Source organism: Arthrobacter sp. 05T423, from assembly GCF_056396245.1.
In genome coordinates, this window is sequence record NZ_JBFTLC010000012.1 from 74852 (window position 1) to 94938 (window position 20087).

Annotated in this window: 15 protein-coding genes and 1 pseudogene; 7 read left to right on the forward strand and 9 right to left on the reverse strand. The window is 68.4% G+C overall.

Annotation, left to right across the window (positions count from 1 at the left end):
- Positions 1–35 precede the first annotated feature (35 nt).
- Positions 36–581, reverse strand: a complete 546-nt coding sequence (dut, locus tag AC1DFE_RS11330; protein WP_476905974.1) for a dUTP diphosphatase — start codon at positions 579–581, stop codon at positions 36–38.
- Positions 582–676: 95 nt separating this feature from the next.
- Here dut and AC1DFE_RS11335 point away from each other — a divergent pair, with 95 nt between their 5' ends.
- A complete protein-coding gene (locus tag AC1DFE_RS11335) occupies positions 677–1165 on the forward strand; it encodes a DUF3093 domain-containing protein (protein ID WP_476905975.1) in 489 nt (162 codons plus the stop codon).
- Between the two features lie 6 nt (positions 1166–1171).
- On the opposite strand, the pseudogene AC1DFE_RS11340 reads toward AC1DFE_RS11335, so the two are convergent.
- Positions 1172–1447 (reverse strand): annotated as a pseudogene (locus AC1DFE_RS11340) (DUF4193 domain-containing protein); the annotation flags it as partial.
- 112 nt (positions 1448–1559) lie between these two features.
- Here AC1DFE_RS11340 and sepH point away from each other — a divergent pair.
- Positions 1560–3089: a septation protein SepH gene (sepH, locus tag AC1DFE_RS11345; protein WP_476905976.1), complete on the forward strand. Its 1530-nt coding sequence runs from the start codon at positions 1560–1562 to the stop codon at positions 3087–3089.
- Between the two features lie 3 nt (positions 3090–3092).
- Here sepH and AC1DFE_RS11350 read toward each other — a convergent pair whose 3' ends face one another.
- From AC1DFE_RS11350 to AC1DFE_RS11365, 4 genes are all read right to left on the reverse strand, one after another.
- Complete coding sequence (locus AC1DFE_RS11350; protein ID WP_476905977.1) at positions 3093–3860, reverse strand: thymidine kinase; 768 nt, start codon at positions 3858–3860, stop codon at positions 3093–3095.
- Complete coding sequence (locus AC1DFE_RS11355) at positions 3853–5136, reverse strand: alkaline phosphatase family protein (protein ID WP_476905978.1); 1284 nt, start codon at positions 5134–5136, stop codon at positions 3853–3855. Before AC1DFE_RS11355 ends, AC1DFE_RS11350 begins: the two co-directional genes overlap by 8 nt.
- 1 nt (position 5137) lies before the next feature.
- Positions 5138–5878 (reverse strand): DUF5998 family protein, encoded by a 741-nt coding sequence (locus AC1DFE_RS11360; RefSeq protein WP_476905979.1) that lies wholly within the window; start codon positions 5876–5878, stop codon positions 5138–5140.
- Between the two features lie 77 nt (positions 5879–5955).
- Positions 5956–8646, reverse strand: a complete 2691-nt coding sequence (locus tag AC1DFE_RS11365) for a bifunctional acetate--CoA ligase family protein/GNAT family N-acetyltransferase (protein WP_476905980.1) — start codon at positions 8644–8646, stop codon at positions 5956–5958.
- A 56-nt stretch (positions 8647–8702) separates the two neighbouring features.
- Between AC1DFE_RS11365 and AC1DFE_RS11370 the strand changes: the two genes are divergently transcribed.
- From AC1DFE_RS11370 to AC1DFE_RS11380, 3 genes are all read left to right on the forward strand, one after another.
- Positions 8703–11219, forward strand: coding sequence for a DNA gyrase/topoisomerase IV subunit A (locus AC1DFE_RS11370; protein ID WP_476905981.1), 2517 nt, complete (start codon positions 8703–8705; stop codon positions 11217–11219).
- 9 nt (positions 11220–11228) lie between these two features.
- Positions 11229–11747, forward strand: coding sequence for a DinB family protein (locus AC1DFE_RS11375; protein ID WP_476905982.1), 519 nt, complete (start codon positions 11229–11231; stop codon positions 11745–11747).
- Positions 11748–11934: 187 nt separating this feature from the next.
- A complete protein-coding gene (locus AC1DFE_RS11380) occupies positions 11935–12165 on the forward strand; it encodes a zinc-ribbon domain-containing protein (protein ID WP_476905983.1) in 231 nt (76 codons plus the stop codon).
- A gap of 16 nt (positions 12166–12181) precedes the next feature.
- On the opposite strand, the gene cydD is transcribed toward AC1DFE_RS11380, so the two are convergent.
- From cydD to AC1DFE_RS11395, 3 genes are read right to left on the reverse strand one after another with little or no spacing between them, the layout of a single operon-like run.
- Entirely contained in the window at positions 12182–15733 is a 3552-nt protein-coding gene (cydD, locus tag AC1DFE_RS11385; RefSeq protein WP_476905984.1) for a thiol reductant ABC exporter subunit CydD, read from the reverse strand.
- Between the two features lie 6 nt (positions 15734–15739).
- Entirely contained in the window at positions 15740–16789 is a 1050-nt protein-coding gene (cydB, locus tag AC1DFE_RS11390) for a cytochrome d ubiquinol oxidase subunit II (RefSeq protein WP_476905985.1), read from the reverse strand.
- A 33-nt stretch (positions 16790–16822) separates the two neighbouring features.
- On the reverse strand, positions 16823–18424 hold the full coding sequence (locus AC1DFE_RS11395; RefSeq protein ID WP_476905986.1) for a cytochrome ubiquinol oxidase subunit I: 1602 nt from the start codon (positions 18422–18424) through the stop codon (positions 16823–16825).
- Between the two features lie 272 nt (positions 18425–18696).
- Here AC1DFE_RS11395 and AC1DFE_RS11400 point away from each other — a divergent pair, with 272 nt between their 5' ends.
- Both AC1DFE_RS11400 and AC1DFE_RS11405 read left to right on the forward strand, forming a co-directional pair.
- Entirely contained in the window at positions 18697–19083 is a 387-nt protein-coding gene (locus AC1DFE_RS11400; protein ID WP_476905987.1) for a BlaI/MecI/CopY family transcriptional regulator, read from the forward strand.
- Between the two features lie 6 nt (positions 19084–19089).
- Positions 19090–20076, forward strand: coding sequence for a M56 family metallopeptidase (locus AC1DFE_RS11405; RefSeq protein ID WP_476905988.1), 987 nt, complete (start codon positions 19090–19092; stop codon positions 20074–20076).
- Positions 20077–20087 lie beyond the last annotated feature (11 nt).

A 20087-nucleotide genomic window follows, 5' to 3' on the forward strand; every position in this document is an offset into this window, starting at 1 on the left:
AAAAGCGGGTGTGCAGCTCAGCCGGTGGTGGAAGGCTACGTGCCCGGAACGGCAAACCCGCCCGTGGAGCCGAAGCCGCCGGCACCGCGGACAGAGTCGTTCAGCTCCCCCACTGCGACGAACTGCGCGTGCTCCACGCGCTGGATCACCATCTGTGCAATTCTATCGCCGCGCCGCAGTTCAATGGCCTGCTCGCGGTCGGTGTTGAGCAGCGTCACCGCGATCTCCCCGCGGTATCCGGCGTCGACGGTCCCCGGTGCGTTCACGACCGTGAGCCCGTGCTTGGTGGCGAGGCCCGAGCGGGGGTGGATGAGGGCAACAAAGCCGTCCGGGAGCGCGATGGCTACGCCGGTGGGGACGAGCCGCCGCTCCCCCGGCTCAAGCACCACGTCCTCACGGGCGCGCAGGTCTGCCCCGGCGTCGCCGGGGTGGGCGTACGACGGCGCTTCCAGGCCGTCGTCGAGCATTTTCAGCTGCACCTGCACCGTGGGCGCGCCGAACTCCGCCCTGGGCTGTTGTGCAGCGGCGGGCACGGGCGCCTGCTGCGCGAGGGATGTCATGGCCGTTGATTCGTCAGTCACAGTCCCACACTCTATCGCCCGCGCTCTGACTCCTCCTATTGCAGTGCGTCTCCTACTTGCAGTGCGTCCTCTGACTGGCCACTAAGCTTGATGGCATGCCCGAATCAAGCGCCGCCGTCCCTGCCCGCCAACCGTCCTCACCGGACGAAACCGTGGTTTACTCCGAAAAGCTGTGGCCCGGCGCGTGGATCTGGATCGTCGCCGTGGGCATCGCGTCAGCGGGCATCCTGGTATTCGCCCCCATCAGCCTTCCGGCCGGCTTCACCGCAGCCGCTGTGCTGTTTGCCATCGAAGCCGTGCTGCTGGTCCTGTCCACACCGACAATATCCGTGACTCCCCGCACCCTGCAGGTGGGCCGGGCAAGCATCGACCGCAGCCTGGTCGGCGGGGCTGCGGCGTACCGCGCCAAGGAAGCAACTGCGGAGCGCGGAACGCGCCTGAACGGCCTGGCCTACCTCTGCATCCGGGGCTGGATTGACCCCGTGGTTAAAATCGACATCACCGATCCGTCGGACCCGACGCCGTACTGGCTGACGTCCACCCGCCGCCCCGAGGAGCTCGTCGCTGCGCTGACCGGCAAGTAGCCGCAGTTAGCCTTCACAGTCCCGGCAGTAGAGAAGACCGTTCCTTTCGCGGGCGATCTGGGACCGGTGCCGGACCAGGAAGCAAGAGGCACACGTGAACTCGTCGGCTCGAGCAGGCAGAACGCGCACCAGCAGCTCCTCGCCGGACAGGTCGGCCCCGGGCAGCTCGTAGCGTTCGGCGAGGTCGGACTCGTCCTCCTCCACCACGGCCGTCGGTTTGTCCGCCCTGCGGGTCTTCAGCTCCTCAATCGAGTCCTCGTTGACGTCCCCGCCCCGGCCTCGACCAACCGCCCAAAAGTCCCGGAATTTCGCGGCGCGCCCTCTGCCCTAACGGGAAAAGACGGTGCGGGGTGGCAGAGTTTCGATTGATAGTAATGCCAGGGTGGAGGATTGTATGCAGGATCTACGGCTTGTAGGCGTCCACGACGACGGGGAGCATCTCCTGTTAAGCGGCGCCGGTGGCGCAATGTTCCGGCTGCCGATCAACGAGGCGCTCAGGCTGGCCGCCAGCCGGCCTGCCGCGCGCCAGTCGGCGGGGGCGCCCGTGGCCATGTCCCCCCGCGACATCCAGGCGAAGATCCGCAGTGGTTCCACAGCTGCGGAGGTGGCCGCCGCCTGCGGCATGCCCCTGGAAAAGGTGGAACGGTACGAAGGGCCGGTTCTGGCCGAGCGCGCGTACGTTGCCCAGCAGGCCCAAAAGGTGGAGGTGGCCTCCCCCGCTCCCGGGCATGACGTCTACCGTTCGGCCTTCGGCGATAGTCCCGCCACCCTCGGCGACATGGTGGCGCACCGTCTCTACGCCCACGGCATCGAGTCCCGCACCCTGGAGTGGGACTCCTGGCGCCGGCCGGACGGCACCTGGACCGTCGTCGCCAAGTTTGCAGCCGCTCCCGGCGGCCACGCGAGCATCGGCGAAGAACCTCCGGCGATGTGGACGTTCAACCCCACCCGCAAATCGCTGCACAACGCCAACCGCTGGGCCCAGCAGCTCAGCGAGCTGGAGCCCTTGGACGGACCCGTGCCCGCCCGCCGGCTCTCCGCGGTGTCAGACAGGCCTTTCGACTTCGAAACCGACGCAGAAGCCGCGGCCCGCAATGGCATTGGTGCCGGCGCAGGCAACAGCCCCGGCCCAGCTAACAGCTCAGAGCAGCAGAAGGACCCGGACGGCCTGCTGGACATGCTGCGTTCGCGGCGCGGCCAGCGGCTCGGCGTGGATGAGGACAGCGACGACGCCCTTGCGCTGTTGCTGGCTAATGGTGTGCCGGCCGCCCACCCGCGGCCGGACGAAGCATCTAAAGACACCGAGGCCGGCCGGCCGCCGGCAGATGATTCCCATCCAACTGACGGTTCCGCCAGGCCGGATGATTCCTTGCAGCTGGATGATTCGCACCAGGAGGAGTCGGAGGCGGACAACAACGACGACGACGCCGCCGAGGCTCCCGCGGCCGAGTTCATGCTGGCTCGCCGGCGTGACGGCAGGCCCTCGATGGTCTCCCGCCTCAACCTTGTGCCCCGGCACGAGGACGCCGACGACGAATCACTGAAGCTGCACGACGGCGTGAGCACCCAAACGCGTGAAATCACCATAGTCCCCGGTCACACCAGCGTCCCGGGTCAGCCGGGGCCGGCCAAGCCGGAGGAACCCACGTCACCGGCGGCGCAAGCCCCCGCTGGCCCGGCTTCCGGCCGTCCGGCGGCCGCCAGCGCCGGATTGGACGAACTCCTGGGCCGCGGCAATGCCCGCCGCCGTTTGGAGGGAAGCCGCCTCGAGGGAAGCCGCCTGGAAGGGACACGGCCGCAGCCTGGCCAGGGTTCGTCCCGCGCCGATCAGGACCGGGACGAACCGGAACGCCAGCCGTCGCGGCCGAAGCGCTCGAGTGTCCCCAGCTGGGACGAAATCGTCTTCGGCACGCGCGGTGACTAAGTACTAGCTGCCGGCCGGGGAACCGGCACTGGCCTTTCCGCTGGCGCCGGCCCTTCCGCTGGCGCCGTGCCACAGGCAGGCGTCCACCTCAAACGGGAGCAGCTGGTCCTGCCGGGCCATGATGTTGGCGCCGTGGGCGGTGACCCGGCGCATGAAGTGCCGCCGGCACAGCGTTTCGTAGCCCACGACTGGCCCAAAGCCTGCATCACTGCCGAGATCACCAACTGTCGCCTCGGCTGCCATGTCCACGTCGCCGACCACCACCTGGGCACCTTCGGTGACCATCACGCCGTCGACCGTCCTGGCGTTATGGGTGGCGCGCCGGCCGCACCAGCACAACGCTTCAACCTGCAGGACTTGCACCCGGTCCGCGAGTTCAATCAGGCGCTGCGAACCCGGAAAGAGGCGGGTCCGGAAGTCGGCGGTAATGCCGAAGGCAAAGACGTCCACTTCAATCTCGTCCACCACGCGTGCCAGCTGCTCCACCTGGGCGGCCGAGTAGAACTGTGCCTCGTCGCAGATAAGGTAGTCCACGCGGATCCCCTGGGTGCGGCGGAGCACCACCTCGTCCCAGAAGTCGGTCGTATCGACGACTTCCACGGCCTCAGTCTGCAGCCCCAGGCGGCTGGAGATCCTGGAGTCGCCGGCGCGGTCGTTGCGGCTGAACCGCACCCCGCCGCGGCCGCGGGCACGGTGGTTGTAGTCCATCTGCAGCGCAAGGGTGGACTTGCCGCTGTCCATGGTGCCGGAGAAAAAGACGAGCTCAGCCACGGGGTCCCCGGCGGGCCGCCGCCTTTCCGGAAGCTCCCTTGCCGGAGGCTGTTTTTCCGGAAGCCTGGAAACTGAGCAGCGGGACTTCGCGTTCGGCCTTGGTCAGGGAACCGTGCTGGCCCACCACTTCCATGGCCGTCGGACGCACCCGGCGCGTGTCGTAGAACGCCAGTGCGTCCCGGGCTGCCACCATCACGTCCCCCAGCCGTCCCGTGACCTCGGGCCGGACCGCTCCGAAGAGGCCGGCAGCCACGGCTTCCTCGCGGGTGAAAGCCCAGATCCTGTCGCCAAAACGGGCGCGCCAGGCCGCCAGGAGTCGCTCCCGCCCGCCATCACCGGCGTCGTCCTCAAGATACAGATGCACCATGCGCGGTTCCCCGGCGGTGTGCCGGACGCCATCCACGAGGGCGGGATCCGCGGCGTAGTCCAGCCGCTGTGACTCAGCGACATCCAGCATGCCGTGGTCGGCGGTGACCAGCACTGTGGTTCCGGCCGGGAGGGTAGCATCCAGCCGCTTGACCGTGGCATCCAGCTCCTCAAGCTGGTGTTCCCACTGCGGCGACTGCGCGCCATACCGGTGGCCGGCCTTGTCCAGGTCGTTCACGTAGAAGTACATGAGGGCGGACTCCGCGTCCGCCATCGCCTCGGCCGCCGCCGCGGTGCGGGCATGGGAGGTTATGCCGGAGACGAACGTGCCGCCGCGCAGCGCCGCCTGGGTCATGGGCGAGCCGCCGAACTGCGGAAGGCTGACGGTGGTGACGGCAACGTGTTCGGAGGCACGTTCGAAGACCGTGGGGAACGGCTGCCACTGCTGTGGGTCCACGCCGGCATCCCAGTTGCCCAGCATGTTGACCACCTTGTCCTGCGCCGGATCCAGGACGTCATATCCCACCAGTCCGTGCTGGCCGGGAGCAAGTCCCGTGCCCAGGCTCGCGAGGGAGGCTGCGGTGGTCGACGGAAAGGCCGAATCCAGCCAGACCGGCACGGCCCCCTGGCCCTGCTGCAGGACACCCCGGAGGAAGGGGGTGTGCGCGGACTTTTGCTTAAGCAGGTTGCGTCCCAGCCCGTCGGCCAGGACAACGCACACGCGCCTGGCCGCCGGGAGGCCCAGGGCGTTCTCGAAGCCCGGTACCCCGAGGCTGGCGGCCGCGCTGCCCAGGACCTCGGCCACGGAGCGGCGGCCGTAGGCCGGGGCGGACGGCAAGCCGCTTACGGGCGGGCCGGATTCCGTAGTTCGTGTTGCGGGGGCTGAGGAATGGTTTTCCTGTTCCCGCATCTCAGCGCTTGTGCCCGCGGCTGAGCCGGTTGGCAAAAACGCCCACGCGGGGACGCGGGTGGGTGGCCGAAGGCGCGTGCCGCACCGGCGTGGCGGATCCCGTGTTCACCGCGCGCAGGGCACGGGCAAAAAGCTTGGCATCCTGGACCGCCTGCAGGCCGTCTGCCTCTGCGCTGATGCGCAGGACGATGTCCTCCTGGGCGATGGTGCCGCTGTAACCGTGGTCGGCCTCGCACTGCGGGTCGCCGCAGCTCGCCGGGCCCATGTCCAGTCGCTGGCCGCCGGACCAGGCGATGGACAGGGTGACCTCGCGCACGGGGTCGGACGGCTTGTAGTTCTGCGGCTGGGCGTACATGTAGCTCAGGACCACCGAGCGGATCTGCGCGACGGGGACGGATTCCGTGGAAATCTGGGCGACGATCTGTTCGCCCGCCTCGTCGAGCTGCTGGTCGTCCACGTGGGTGATCACCAGCATGTCCTCGGTGAGGACCAGCACGGTGATGTGCCGGCGGACCTCGGCGCGGTCGAAGTGCGTTTCAAGGTGGACCAGGTGTGCCAGGCAGTCCCGGCCGTCCAGGGCGTCATCCACCACATCGGCCACCAGGAGCGGGTAGAAACCGGCCTGCTGCAGGGCGCCGTCGAGGCTCTGGCCCTGCACGCTGTGGTTGTGTGAGCTGTGGTTGAAAGCCTGCGGGCTGTGGTCGGGCGCTTGAGGCTTCGAGGTGGGAGGCTGGGAGCTCATTTCCCCATTTTCACAGATCGGTGTGGCACATGCTAACCAAGTAGCCAGCTGCGCCCGCCGGCAGCGCCCACGGCCAGCTAGCTGCGCATCGCCCGGCGCGCGCTGTCGGTGCGCTGCGCCGCGTTGCCGATCCGCACATCCGCGGCCAGGATAAATGCCCCTTGCGGCGTGGCCAGGACGGGGTTGAACTCAACCAGGGCTATTTCCGGGTGCGCGTCCTTGAGCCGTGCCAGCCGTGCGGCCACGTCTTCGAGGGCGGAAACGTCCACGGCGGGCAGGCCTTGGTAGCCGAACAGTCTCCGGGATGCGCGCGGGCTGCGGACCAGGTCGCGGAGGTCTGCGCCGGAAAGCGGCGGTGCCCGGTGCGCCCAGTCGTCCAGCAGGTTCACGGCGTCGCCGGCCAGCCCGAAGGACACCACGGGCCCCAGCAGGGGGTCCTCAATGGCGCGAAGGGTGCAGGCCTGGCCCACGGGGGCCATGGCCTGGACCTCCAGCGACGCTGAACCGTAGGGCTCAAGCGCCCGGCGCATCTGGAGGATGTTCAGCCGGAGGGAATCCGCGTCCTGGATGTCCAGCCGCACCCCGCCCAGGTCCAGCCGGTGGCGCAGCGTTGGGTCTGTGGTCTTCAGCGCCACCGGCCAGCCCAGCCTGGCGGCCGCCTCCACGGCTTCATCCGCGGTGTCGAAACCTTCCGAAGGCATGACCCTGATTCCGTAATGCGACAGCAGGCGGGCAGCGTACTCAGAACCGAGCGTCTTGAGCTGTTCGCCGCGGACATCCGCCAGCAGGCTCTCGAGGTCGGCGCGCGCGGCGTCCGGATCGCACCCGTCAGGGTCCGTAAAGAGGCCCTGGTCACGTTCAGCCCACTCGGCGTACCGCACCACGGCAGAGAGGGCAGCCACGGCTGCTCCCGGGTTCGAGTAGCACGGCAGCGGTGCCGTGCCGGAGCCCTCCCCCACCATGCCTTCGACGTACACCGACGGATCCAGGATGCCGGTGAAGGCCGCCACGACCGGCTTTCCGGCCTCGGCGGAGGATTCTGCGAGCGCCCCGGCAATCTTTTCCACGGTCAGCCCGCGGGCCGGAAGGAAGGCAACCACGGCGGCGTGGACCGCCTCTTTGGCCAGCACCTCGCGCAGCCGGTCCCGCAGGGCCGGCAGGGCACGGGACATGCCGGCGTCCAGGTCCAGCTCCGTCACGAGCTCCTCGATCCCCAGTCCGTGGGATACGGCGCTGTCCGCCACCACTTTCCCCAGCGCCCCGGAGTTGCTGAAGACCGCCACTCCGGCCCCCGTGGGAAGCGGCTGGGCGGACACGATCTGTGCCACGTCCATGAGCTGTTCGATGGTCTCCACCCGGATCACGCCGGCCTGGCGCATCATCGAATCCAGGGCATCGGCCGGAGCCTGCGTGGTGCGCACCGCGTGGCCGGGCGGCAGCTGCAGCCCCGTGGACGTGGATTTGGCCACGATCACCGGCTTCGTCCGGGCAAGCCGCCGGGCAATGCGGGAGAACTTGCGCGGGTTGCCGATCGACTCCAGATACAGGCCCACGGCGGTGGTGTCGGCGTCGTCCTCCCAGAACTGCATCATGTCGTTGCCGGACACATCGGCCCGGTTTCCGGCCGACAGGAAGGAGGAGATCCCGGCGCGGCGCCGGCTGGACGCTGCGTACAGCGCCACCCCGATCGCCGCGGACTGGCTGAAGAGCCCCAGTCCGCCGCCGCGGGCCAGGCTGGGCGCCATGGAGGCGTTCAGCGACACCGAAGGGTTGGTGTTCATCATGCCGAGCGATGCCGGTCCGATGACCCGCATCCCGTTGGACCGCGCCTGCCGCACCAGCTCCCGCTGCCGGGCGAGGCCCCGTTCCCCGTCCTCGGTGAACCCGGCGGAGGCCACCAGTACCCCTTTCACGCCGGCGGCCGCGCATTCGTCCACCACCCGGGGGACTTCTTCATAGGGCACGGCGATGATCGCCAGCTGCACCGGCCCTGGCACCTCGGACAGCTTGCCGAAGGACAGCATGCCGGCAAGTTCAAAGGCCTCGGGGTTAATGGCGTAGACGGGGCCGGTAAAGCCGCCTTCGATGATGTGCTCCAGGAGCTGGTACCCGACGGTCCCCCACTTGCGGCTCGCGCCGATGACGGCCACCGACGACGGCGCCAGCAGGTCCCGGACGCTCCTCGCCTCCGCGCGGTGCTCGCGGGCCTCCATCACCGCACGCGATTTATCGGTGGGGTCGATGTTGAACTCCAGGCTCACCACGCCGTCGTCGAAATGGCGTTTGACGTCGTAGCCTGCGTCGGAGAAGACCATGAGCATCTTGCGGTTCGCGGGCAGGACCTCGGCGCTGAACCTGCGGATCCCGTTTTCACGGGCAGCGGCCGCGAGGTGCTCCAGCAGGATCGAGCCGATGCCTCGGCCCTGGTGGGCGTCGGCGATGTTGAAGGCCACCTCAGCCTCCGCGGGGTCGTCCAACCGGTCGTACCGGCCGATCCCGATGATGTCCCCGCCGATGGTGATCACGAAGGCCACCCGGTCGCGGTAGTCCACCTCAGTGAAACGCTTGAGCTCGCGGCTGGAGAGCCGTTCCTTGAAGGCGAAGAACCGCATGTAGATGGAGTTCTGCGACTGCCCCGTGTGGAAGGTCTGCACGGCGTCCGCGTCAGTGGGGTGGATGGGGCGCAAATGCGCTGTTCCGCCGTCCCTCAGGACGACATCGGCCTCCCAATATTCCGGATATTCGCTGTCCCCGGGCTGATCCACCATAGGCTTAGCCTAGCCAAACCTCCCAAAGTGCACCGCAAAAAGGATCCACCAGCCCCATGGCACGCCGCCAAACCCGCACCCCCGCAGGGGAAACCGTCCAGGACTACACCGAAAACATCGTTGATATCGACGTGACTGCCGAGATGGAAGGCTCCTTCCTGGAGTACGCCTACTCGGTCATTTATTCCCGGGCGCTGCCCGACGCCCGTGACGGCCTGAAGCCCGTCCAGCGCCGCATCCTCTACATGATGAGCGACATGGGCCTCCGTCCGGACCGTGGCCACGTCAAAAGCGCCCGTGTGGTGGGCGAGGTCATGGGCAAGCTCCACCCGCACGGCGACACCGCCATCTACGACGCCATGGTGCGCATGGCCCAGGACTTCTCGCTCCGGCTTCCCCTGATCGACGGGCACGGTAACTTCGGCTCGCTCGACGACGGTCCAGCGGCACCGCGCTACACCGAGGCCCGCTTGGCGGCGGCGGCTCTCACCATGACGGACCACCTCGACGAAGACGTGGTGGACTTCGTCCCCAACTACGACAACCAGCTCACCCAGCCGGAGGTCCTGCCCGCGGCGTTCCCGAACCTCCTGGTCAACGGCACCACCGGCATTGCCGTGGGCATGGCCACGAACATGGCGCCGCACAACCTGGTGGAGGTTATCTCCGCCGCCCGGCACCTCATCGCCAATCCGGACGCCACGCTCGAAGACATCATGCGCTTCGTCCCCGGCCCCGACCTGCCCACCGGCGGGCGCATCGTGGGCCTGGACGGCATCCGGGACGCCTACGCCACCGGCCGCGGCTCGTTCAAGACCCGCGCCAAGGTGGAGGTGGAGCAGCTCTCGGCCCGCCGGACCGGTCTGGTGGTCACCGAACTGCCCTACATGGTTGGCCCGGAAAAGGTGATCGAGAAGATCAAGGACGCGGTCAACGGCAAGAAGCTGGCGGGCATCAGCGACGTCGTGGACCTGACCGACCGCAAGCACGGCCTCCGGCTGGTCATCGAACTGAAAAACGGGTTCAACCCCAACGCCGTTCTTCAGCAGCTCTACCGCTACTCGCCGATGGAGGATTCCTTCGGCATCAACAACGTCACCCTCGTGGACGGGCAGCCGCAGACGCTCGGCCTGCTGCAACTGCTCACCGTCTATGTGGAGCACCGAATCTCCGTGGTCCGGCGTCGGACGGTGTTCCGGCTCGGCAAGAAGAAGGACCGGCTCCACCTGGTGGAGGGGCTCCTCATCGCCATCGTGGACATCGATGAGGTCATCCAGATCATCCGGTCCTCGGATGAGGCCTCCGCGGCGCGTGAACGGCTGATGTCCATCTACGACCTCTCCGAAATCCAGGCCAACTACATCCTTGAGCTCCGGCTCCGCCAGCTGACCAAGTACAGCAGGATTGAACTGGAGAAGGAACAGGACCAGCTTCGCAAGGAAATAGCCGAGCTGGAGGCCATCCTCGAATCCGACCAGCTGCTGCGGGAACTGGTCTCCGGAGAACTCGAGGAGATCGCTGAGAAGTACGGCACGCCGCGGCGGACGGTGCTCCTCGAGTCCGAGGCCGTGTCCCCCACGGTGGCAAGCGCCGCCGGCGACCAGGGCAAGGCAGGCATCAAGGGCAAGCCCGCTCCGCTCGCACTCGAGATTGCGGACGACCCCTGCTGGGCCATCCTCACAGCCACCGGCCAAATCGCCAGGACCGCCAACCAGGACGGCCTGGCTGAAACCGGGCCGCGTTCCAAGCACGATGTGTTCCGGTCGGTGATCAAGACCTCGGCACGTGGTGAGATTGCTGCGGTCACCTCACAGGGACGCATGCTGCGGATCCAGGTGATGGACATGCCCGTTCTCCCGCCGGTCTCCGGCCTGCCGAACCTTGCCGGCGGCGTTCCCGCCAAGGACTTCATCACCCTCCTGAAGGGTGAGACCCTCGTGGCATTCGCGCCCCTCGATGAGGTGCTGGCGGTCGGCACGGCGCAGGGCATCGTTAAGCGGGTACAGCCGGACTACCCCCTGAACCGCGAAGACTGGGAAGTCATCACGCTGAAGGACAAGGACACCGTGGTGGGCGTGGCGGCCGCCGGGTCCGACGACGCCGACCTTGTGTTCCTGACGCGGCAGGCACAGCTGCTGCGGTTCACCGCCGCCAATGTCCGCCCGCAGGGCAGGACGGCCGGGGGCATGGCCGGCGTCAAGCTTGCCGCCGGGGACCAGGTGGTGTTCTTCGGTGCGGTCGCCCCCGGCGACGAGGCCGCCGTCGTGGTCACCATTTCCGGCACGGAAGGTGCCCTGCCGGGCACCGCCCCTGGGGCTGCCAAGGTGACGGCGTTTGCCGAATACCCGGCCAAGGGGCGCGCCACCGCCGGGGTCCGGGCGCACCGGTTCCTAAAGGGCGAGGACACGCTGCTGCTGGCCTGGGCCGGCCACGGCCCGGCCAAGGCGTCGTCGTCGGCCGGGGTGGCCCGCTCGCTGCCCCAGGAGCACGGGCGCCGCGACGGTTCGGGCATCCCGCTCTCGCAGGCTGTGGACGTCATCGGCCCGAGCATGGCCTGGCCGGAATCCGCCTAAACTACTGCCATGCCTATCGTTCCGGATGAAAAGGACTGGACCTGGGTCCTGTCCCGCCCTTGCACCCAGTGCGGCTTCGACGCGTCCACCGTCACGCCGTCGACAGTTCCCGGCAGTGTCGAAAACATGCTGCCGCGCTGGCGGGCTGTGCTCCGCCGGCCGGAGGCCACCGAGCGGCCGGACGGCAGCACCTGGTCGGCGCTGGAGTACGCCTGCCATGTGAGGGACGTGTTCAGCCTCTTCGACCGTCGGCTCAATCTGATGCTCACTGTGGACAACGCCCAGTTTGAGAACTGGGACCAGGACCAGACAGCGGTGGAAAGCGATTACGCACACGCGGACCCTGCGGTGGTGAGCGCCGAGCTCAATGCAGAGGGCGAGCAGGTGGCGGCGTCTTTTGCCAGGGTGGACGAGTCGCAGTGGGGCCGGACAGGGCTGCGCAGCAACGGCTCGGAGTTCACCGTCCTGACGCTCGCGCAGTATTTCCTGCACGACGTCGTCCATCACCTTGCGGACGTGGACGGCTGACCGGCCGTTTTCGTCACGGGACCGTTTCCCCCTAGAAAATCCTGTCCCATGCAAAGCTTGTGCTGACGCGGACATAGCCCACCGTGCCGCACTGGTATTCCTGACACTGCGGGGTCGTAGGCCGTAGGCTTGGGCCATCACCGGGCCCCCTATTCTTGGCCGCCGGCGGTTCCAGAAAGGCGCAGAAATGCTTCTACTCTTCGGTTTCAAGACGGTTCGGAAGCTGCTGCCGGGCCGGTCGGCGACCTGCCAGTATTGCCGCGTTTTCGCCCACCATCACCTTGAGGAGCGCGCCACCAAGTTCACGCTGTTCTTCATCCCGATTTTCACCACCTCCCGCTCCTACCGGATCACCTGCTCGAACTGTGGCGCCACGTCGGTGGTCAACGGACGCCGCAAGCAGGCGCTGGTGGGCTAGGCCCTGCCAGGGTGGCTTAGGCGCGGCCTGCTGCCACCACGGCGGAGGCGGCAGGCCTGTGTTCGGGGCGAAGGTCCAGGAGCGCGTCGTCGGGACTGATGTCCGCCGGGTTGTGGGTCACCAGCACCACGGTGTGGGATGTCAGGCCGGCACGCAGGTCGGCCATCAGCGCCCGTCCTGATTCGGCGTCGAGGTGCGCCGTTGGCTCGTCCAGGAGGATCACGTCGGCCTGCGTCATGAGCGTACGCGCGACCGCCAGCCGCTGCCGTTCGCCGCCGCTGAGGAAAGCTCCGCCCGGGCCGATGCGGGTATCCAGGCCGTCATCCAGCCGGGCCAGCAGAGGCGCCAGGCCCACCGCCTCCAGTGCGTCCCGCACCGCCTGTTCGGTCTCCGCCGCGGGTTCCTCGCCCGGCTGCTGCCGCGGGCTGCCGAGCAGCAGGTTGCCACGGACGGTGGAGTCGAAGAGGTGCGCCTCCTGCGGGCACCATGCAGCGGTGCCCGTGACCGCAACGCGGCCTCCCCGGGCAGGGAGGAACCCGAGCATCACGGCCAGCAGCGTGGACTTACCGGCGCCGGACGGGCCGGTCACCGCCAGCCAGCGGCCCGGCTCAGCCACTGCGGAAAGACCGCTAAAAACCGTGCCGCCCCCGGGCCAGGCGGCCGTCAACCCGTCCAGTTCCACGCCCGGCCGACCGAGCCCGCGCGCCTCCGGCCTGGAAGGCTGCCCGCTGTCCGGGCTCTGCACATCGTCCTTGGCTGCAGCGCTCGGCACTCCCGGCTGTGATCCTTCCTGCAGGAGGACGCCCGACTCACCGATGCGGCGCAGGACCGCACGCAGCGCCGGAAACTGCCGGACCGCCGTCGTGATGGCCCCAAAGGGTTCGGCGAGCGCCAACTGGAGGAGGACTACGACGCCGACGATGGTCGCCGGCAGGGTACCGGCCAGCACCTGCGGGGCCGCCAGCACGGCGCTGTAGAGGGCGCCCGCACCGCATGCAGCCACGGTGAGGGCCTGGCCCAGCCCTTCAGCCCAGGCGGAACGCCGGGCGGCGCCGGTGGCGTCCCGGTCCAGCGCGCGGATGCCGTCGAGGACCGGCTGCTTGGCGCCGTTTGCGTGCAGTTCCGCCCTGGCGTCAAGCGCGGCGGCCACTCCTCGGAGGACCCCGGCGCGCAGCCTCTGCTCGGCTTTGGCCGACATCCGGTCCGCGAGCAGCGCAGCGGCGGGCGCGGCCACCAGGCTCACCACGGCGGCCGCGAGCACGGCAGGCAGGGCCGCCGGAAGCAGCCACGCGACCGTACCGGCCGCGGCCGCACCCACCGCAACTGCGGTAACGGGGGGCAGCACAACCCGCGGAAGCAGGTCCCGGACGGTGTCGACGTCCTCGATGACTGCCCCCAGCACGTTGCCGCCCTGCAGCAGCCGCCGCAGGGACAATGCCCGCTGGCTGAGGGACGCCCAGAGGCCGCCGCGCAGCTTCGTCAGGGAGGCAAACACGGCTTCGTGCAGGAGGAGCCGCTCGCAGTAGCGCAGAACGGCCCGGCCGATCCCGAAGAAGCGGACACCCACGATGGCGGTCAGGAGGTACATGATGGGCGGCTGCTCGCTGGCGCGGAGGATCAGCCATCCGGACAGCCCGGAAAGCGCCACGGCGAAAAGGGCGGCCAGGGCCCCGACGACGCCGGAGGCAGCAAACCGTCCGCGCACGGGCGCGAGCAGCCGGACGAGCATCCCGGCCGCGTGGCCGGAGCGCTGGTGTGCCCCGGAGACCTGAACGCCGGCCGTGGTGGTGCCGGCCTCGGCTGCGGAGGCGCTGACGCCGTCCGCCGAAGCACAGGGAACGGCGGCACCGGAGGAAGCGTGCACAGGGAAAACCTCAACCGCGGGGCCGTGAGCCGCGGCCTCAGCTGTAGCCGTGGCCGTTCCGCGGCCGGATACTGGCACGATCCGGTCGGCGAGCTCCCTCGTCTGGCGGTCATGGGCCACCAGGATGACGGTGGCGCGCCCGCGCAGCGAACGGACCGTGTCCTGGACCCGGTTGGCTGAATCGCGGTCGAGGTGGGCTGTGGGCTCGTCCAGGAGCAATACCGTGGCCCCCGCCTCGACGCGGGCCAGGCCGCGGGCAAGGGCGACGCGCCGCAGCTCGCCCGGGCTCAGTTCCGCCGGATGTTTGCCGGCCAGGTGCTCCGCGCCGACGGCTGCCAGGCAGCGCAGGACTCCCCCGGAGGAGCCGGCACCCGCGCCGCCGGCCGGGCCGCCGGCCGTCACAGTGCCGGCGTTCACGGTGCCGGCGTTCACGGTGCCGGCCGTCAGGTACAGCAGGACTTCCTCGCGCACGGTGTCCGCCACCATTACCGGATGCTGCGGCACCCAGGCCACACCGCCGGCCGTGAATCCCTCAAGGGTTCCGGACACGGCGGTGCCGCCCCCGGTTCCGACCGTTCCTGCGAGAACGCCGAGCACCGTGCTCTTGCCCGCCCCGCTGGGACCGTCCAGTGCGGTGACCAGTCCGGCCGGCGCGGAAAAGCTGAGGGGGCCGACGGCGGGACCCTGCCTTCCCGGATAACTCACGGTGAGGTCCCGGACAGTGACGCCCGCCAGCCCCGCGGCGGCAGGCCCCGGCAGGAGCCGCCGGGGCTCCGGGGCGTCCAGCACCGCTGTTGTTTCGGCAAGCGCGGCCCTGCCGTCGTCGCTCGCGTGGTGGGCGGTCCCCAGCTCGCGGAGCGGAAGGTAGCAGTCCGGGGCGAGGATGAGCGCCAGCAGCCCTGCCTCCAGCGCCATGTCGCCGTGGACGAGCCGGACACCGATGAACACCGCCACCACGGCAACGGAGATTGTGGCGATGAGCTCCAGGGCGAGGGCGGAGAGGAACGCCGTCCGCAGGGTGCCCATGGTTCGCGAGCGGTAGTCCTCCGAGATGTCTTCCAGGGCGCGGCGCTGGGCGGCGGCGCGCCCGAGTCCCACCAGCACCGGCAGTCCTTTGGCGAGTTCGAGCATGTGCCCGGACAGCCGGGACAAGGCGGCCTGGGCGTCCCGGACCTTGTCCTCGGTGTAGCGGCCGATCAGCACCATGAACACCGGGATCAGGGGCACGGTCAGCACCATAACCACCGCGCTGACCCAGTCGGCGAACAGGATCCGGGCGCCGAGCAGCAGCGGTATCACCGCGCAATTCACCAGTGCCGGGAGGTACTGCGTGTAATAGCTGTCCAGGGCATCCAGCGCACGGGTCGCAAGCACCGCCAGTCCGCCGTCGGCAGGGCCCGCCGCCCGGACGCCGTTGCGCAGCGCCGTCTCCACGAGTTGCGCGCGCAGCTCCTCCTTGACGCCCAGGGCAGCCTGCCGTGCTGCGACGCCCTGCGCCCAGACTGTCACGGACCGCAGCACCACGCCGGCCGCGCCCCAGGCCAGCTGGTCAGCCCACGCCGCGTCCTGCGTCATGAAGCCGGCAAGCACGGACGCGACGGCCTGTCCCATGAGTACCAGGGACAGGGCCTTCAGCGCAGCCAGCAGCCCAAGCCCGTATACGGCGCGGCGGGTGGAGGGGCCGGACGGAAACTGGGGTTTCAACTCGGATCAGTCTTTCCTGATGAGTGCCTTGGCGGCCACCGCGGGCAGGAAGCTGTGCGCCTCCGGGATGTGGGCCGCGCTGACGCGGCGGCGGAACACCCAGTACGTCCAGGCCTGGTAGGCGATCACCAGCGGCAGCCCGACGCACGCCACGATGCTCATCAGGCCCAGGGTGTAGTCGGAGGACGAGGCGTTGGAGATGGTGAGGTTGTAGGCGGGGTCAATGGTGGACGGCAGGACCACCGGGAACACTGCCCCGAAGATGGAGGCGGAACCGCCCAGCAGGAACACGCCGGTTGCCAGGAAGGCCCTGCCTTCGTTTCCCTTCCGGGCCTGGGCCCAGGCCACTGCCGCGGCAACCACGGCCACCGCAAGGACCACCAGTGTCCAGGGTTTCCCGCTGAGGGCCTGCACGCCGATGGCCCAGCCGGCCATCGGGAGGAGCAGGACGGGAAGCAGGCGAACGAACCACTGCCGTGCGCGGTGCCGGACGTCGCCGTCGGTCTTTAGCGCAAGGAAAGCAAGGGCGTGCAGGAGGGCGAAGCCGGCCACCGCCAGGCCCCCCATCACCGCGTACCAGCTGAACCAGGCGAACGGCCCGCCGTCGCGGTCGCCGTTGGCGTTCAGCGGCAGTCCGGTGGTGGTCAGCCCCAGAGCGGCACCCACACCGAATGCTGCCAGGAAGGACCCGACGGCGATCGCCCAGTCCCACGTGTTGCGCCAGCGGTCGGTGTCCACCTTGCCGCGGTATTCGAACGCAACAGCCCGGAAAATCAACGCGACCAGGACCAGCAGCAGCGGCAGGTAAAGGGCGGAGAACAGGGAAGCGTACCAGAACGGGAAGGCGGCAAAGGTGGCGCCGCCTGCGGTCAGGAGCCATACTTCATTTCCGTCCCAGACCGGCCCGATGGTGTTGAGCAGCACGCGGCGTTCGGTGTTGTTGCGGGCGAAGATCTTCATCAGCATCCCGACGCCCAGGTCGAAGCCCTCCAGGAAGAGGTAGCCGGTCCACAGGACGGCGATGGCAATGAACCAGATGGTTGGCAGCAGTTCCATGCTTTGTCTCCTCGGTCTTAACAGGCTCGGGGCTTAGTAGGCGAAGGCCAGGACGTCGTCGGGGGTCCCGGGTTTGTCCGGTCCGCCGTCGCGGGGTGTGGCGTCCTCGTTCTCGTCGACTGGCGCGTGGACCAGTTCGGGCATCGCCGAGACGACGCCGCCGCGGACGTACTTCACGAGGAGCTTCACCTCCACCACCAGCAGCACCGCGTAAATCAGGGTGAGGACAACGAGGGAGGTCAGGATTTCGCCGGCGGAGACCCCGGGCGAAACCGCTGCGGCGGTGAACATGAAAACCTGGTCGATGCCGTTGAGGTCGGGGTTGGGGGCTACGACGAACGGCTGCCGGCCCATTTCCGTAAAGATCCAGCCTGTAGCGTTGGCGCCAAAGGGAGCGAGGATGCCGAACACGGCCAGCCGCATGAGCCACCCCGACTCGGGCACGGTTCCCTTGCGGGTCAGCCAGAGTGCCACCAGGGCCGCAAGGGCGGCCAGACCGCCAAAGCCGATCATGGCGCGGAAGCCCCAGTAGGTGACCTCCATGACCGGGACGTACTGGATCTCCTGGCCGGCGCGGTCGCCGTAGATGGGGTTGTCCGGGACGTTGGTGCCGTAGTTGGCCTTGTACTGCTCGATCAGGCTGTTGACGCCCTTCACCTCGGTGGTGAAGTCGCCCTTGGCGAGGAAGGAGAGAATGCCCGGCACCTCGATCACGGCCTTGATGTCATCACAGTTGCGCGAGCCGACGTTGCCCACGCTCAGGACGGAGAAGCCCGTTCCGTCGTGGCATGCGGCCTCGGCAGCTGCCATCTTCATGGGCTGCTGTTCGAACATCAGCTTGCCCTGGAGGTCGCCGGTGAAGGCGGTTCCCGCAAAGGAGATCATGGCGACGACGGCACCGATCCGCAGCGATTTGATCCACACCGTGTAGTCGGTGCGGTCGCGGCCCGGGATCTGGGCCTCCCCGGCGATGACCTTGCCATCCTCGCCGACGGCGTCGATGCCGTCGCGGCGCCGGCGCCAGAGGTGGTACCAGGCGATGCCGAGCAGGAATCCGCCAGCCACGGCAAGCGCGCCGAAGAGCGTGTGGGGCACGGCCACCAGGGCGGTGTTGTTGGTGAAGACGGCCCAGGCGTCGGTCATGACGGGCCGGCCGTCGATCATCTTGACGCCCACCGGGTGCTGCATCCAACTGTTGGCCACGATGATGAAGTAGGCGGAGAAGAACGAGCCGACCACCGCGATCCAGAGGCACGCAAGGTGCACGCCTTTCTTCAGCTGCTTCCAGCCGAAGATCCACAGGCCCAGGAACGTTGACTCGACGAAGAACGCCAGGAGTGCCTCAAGGGCAAGCGGGGCGCCGAAGACGTCACCCACGAACCGGCTGTACTCGCTCCATGCCATGCCGAACTGGAACTCCTGGACGATGCCGGTGGCCACACCCATGATGAAGTTGATGAGGAAGAGCTTTCCCCAGAACTTGGTCATCCGCAGGTAGGCCGGGTTTCCGGTCCGGTGCCAGACGGTCTGCATCACCGCGACGACCAGGCCCAGGCCGATCGTCAGGGGCACCATCATGAAGTGGTAGACGGTGGTGATTCCGAATTGCCAGCGTGCGATTTCCAAGGCGTCCAAGGCGGTCCCTACTTACGGTTGGGTCTAGCTCTCCAGCGTTGTTTTCTACACAACGTAGAACTTCAACTTCTACAGAGTGTAGAACACAGGTCGAACCCTGTAAACACGGTTGCATGCACTCCGGAGGAACGCAATCACCCGCGACGCGCCGAGCGTTCTACCTCATGTAGAAACGCGGGGCCAAACGCGGTAGATTTGAAGTTGCAGTATTGGAATCACGGCACGGGCCGGGCCACCGGACCCTGGCAGTGCGTTGTCAGAAGGATGTACAGATGGCAAGTCTTGGGGAACTGGAACGCGCAGTCATGGATCTGCTCTGGGCGGGCCACGAAGCAGCTACGGCAAACACGCTGCGGGACATGCTGGCGCAGAGCACGGCAGCGCACGGCGGCACGGCAGGGCACGAGGGCAAGGACCTGGCGGTCACCACGGTCCTGACGGTCCTTTCGCGACTCGAAAAGAAGGGCCTCGTGGAACGCGAACGCGGCACCCGGCCGCACCGCTACCAGGCTGTTTCCAGCCGCGAAGACCACACAGCCGAACTCATGCACGAGGTGCTGGGATCCGCTCCGGACCGCGAGGCTGTGCTGGCCCGGTTCATCGGTTCGGTGACGGAGGGTGAAGCCGAAACGCTGCGCAAACTGCTTGGCCACAACTAGCACCTGATGTTCTGGACCTCATATTTCCTGGCGGTCCTGGCGATAGTACTGGCCTGGCCGGTACCTATCCTTCTTTCCCGTGCCCATTGGCCGGCTCGCGACCCCTTTACGGCCATGGTGCTGTGGCAGGCGATCGGCCTGGCCGGCGGGCTGTCGATGATCGGCGCCATGCTGGTCTACGGCCTCGGACCCATCGGGGACAACCTCATTGCCGGCCTGCGCGGACTGGCCGGCATGGTGCTGTTTGCTGCGCCCACCACCGCGCTGGGCTTCTGGCACCTGTTCGCGCTCTCCGCGGCGGCGCTGCTGACGGCGCACCTCGTCTTCACCCTGCTGCTGACCTATTACAAGATCGAGCGCCAGCGCCGGCGCCACCGCGAATTGCTCGCCCTTCTGGCCTCTCCGTCCGACGACGGGCCCGGCACCGTGGTCATCAGCCATGATTCACCGGTCGCGTACTGCCTGCCCGGCGGCGCCCGCTCGGTCACCGTCCTGTCCGACGGACTCATGGCAGCGCTGGAGCCGGCGGAGCTGCGTGCCGTCCTGATTCACGAAAACGCGCACCTGACCCAGCGCCACCACCTGCTGCTGTGGGCCTTCGCCGCCTGGCGCCAGGCGCTGCCGTGGCTGCCCACCACGCGCCTGGCGCAGGAGGCGGTGAACTCCCTGATCGAAATGCTGGCGGACGACGTTGCCCTCAAGACCGAGAGCAAGGCAACACTGATCAAGGCGATAGCCATCGTTGCCAGCGGCTCGGCGGCACCCCAGGGGGCCGCCGTCGTCGAACCGGCAGGCCTTGGGGGTGCCGGCTTTCATGCGCCGGACGGCGCGGGGGCGTCCGGCGCAGCCAGTACGACGGCGTCACGCGTCAGCCGTCTTCTCTCACCCCAGCCTCCGCTTGCCGGCCGCCTTCGTGCAGCCGTCCTGGCGCTGTGCGCGCTGCTGCTGGCGATGCCCACCGCCCTGCTGATCGTTCCGGGCCTGCTCGGCTGAACATGCCTTTG

What these genes read in the sequence shown, in the direction of transcription:
- AC1DFE_RS11370 (WP_476905981.1), top strand. Translation starts at nt 8,703, where the DNA reads ATGGCACGCCGCCAAACCCGCACCCCCGCAGGGGAAACCGTCCAGGAC.
- AC1DFE_RS11405 (WP_476905988.1), top strand. Translation starts at nt 19,090, where the DNA reads ATGTTCTGGACCTCATATTTCCTGGCGGTCCTGGCGATAGTACTGGCC.
- AC1DFE_RS11355 (WP_476905978.1), bottom strand. Translation starts at nt 5,136, where the DNA reads ATGCGGGAACAGGAAAACCATTCCTCAGCCCCCGCAACACGAACTACG.
- AC1DFE_RS11400 (WP_476905987.1), top strand. Translation starts at nt 18,697, where the DNA reads ATGGCAAGTCTTGGGGAACTGGAACGCGCAGTCATGGATCTGCTCTGG.
- AC1DFE_RS11335 (WP_476905975.1), top strand. Translation starts at nt 677, where the DNA reads ATGCCCGAATCAAGCGCCGCCGTCCCTGCCCGCCAACCGTCCTCACCG.
- AC1DFE_RS11365 (WP_476905980.1), bottom strand. Translation starts at nt 8,646, where the DNA reads ATGGTGGATCAGCCCGGGGACAGCGAATATCCGGAATATTGGGAGGCC.
- AC1DFE_RS11380 (WP_476905983.1), top strand. Translation starts at nt 11,935, where the DNA reads ATGCTTCTACTCTTCGGTTTCAAGACGGTTCGGAAGCTGCTGCCGGGC.
- AC1DFE_RS11375 (WP_476905982.1), top strand. Translation starts at nt 11,229, where the DNA reads ATGCCTATCGTTCCGGATGAAAAGGACTGGACCTGGGTCCTGTCCCGC.
- cydB (WP_476905985.1), bottom strand. Translation starts at nt 16,789, where the DNA reads ATGGAACTGCTGCCAACCATCTGGTTCATTGCCATCGCCGTCCTGTGG.
- sepH (WP_476905976.1), top strand. Translation starts at nt 1,560, where the DNA reads ATGCAGGATCTACGGCTTGTAGGCGTCCACGACGACGGGGAGCATCTC.
- AC1DFE_RS11360 (WP_476905979.1), bottom strand. Translation starts at nt 5,878, where the DNA reads ATGAGCTCCCAGCCTCCCACCTCGAAGCCTCAAGCGCCCGACCACAGC.